Source organism: Mycoplana rhizolycopersici, assembly GCF_013378445.1.
In the GTDB taxonomy this organism is placed as follows: domain Bacteria; phylum Pseudomonadota; class Alphaproteobacteria; order Rhizobiales; family Rhizobiaceae; genus Mycoplana; species Mycoplana rhizolycopersici.
Genome location: NZ_JABXYK010000071.1, coordinates 1 through 290 on the forward strand (window position 1 = coordinate 1; position 290 = coordinate 290).

The 290-nt window shown below is 67.6% G+C and carries 1 protein-coding gene; it reads right to left on the reverse strand.

Going from position 1 to position 290, the window contains the following annotated elements; all coding sequences use genetic code 11:
• Nucleotides 1-290, reverse strand: a 290-nt coding sequence (locus HV823_RS27000; RefSeq protein ID WP_246302021.1) for a methyl-accepting chemotaxis protein, incomplete at both ends; no start/stop codon positions are given.

Below are 290 nucleotides of genomic sequence, written 5' to 3' on the forward strand. Positions count from 1 at the left end.
CCGGCGTTCTGCTGGGTCACCTTGTCGAGCTGCTGGATCGCTTCGTTGATCTGCGAGGCGCCGATATCCTGCTCGCGGCAGGCAGCCGAGATCTCGGCGACCAGCTCGGCGGTCTTGCGGATGTCGGGAACCAGCCGGTTCAGCATCTCGCCGGCATCGGTCGCAACCTGCACCGTTTCGCCGGAGAGCGCGCTGATTTCGGCAGCAGCGGCCTGCGAGCGTTCGGCGAGCTTGCGCACTTCCGAGGCGACGACTGCGAAGCCCTTGCCATGTTCGCCGGCACGGGCGGC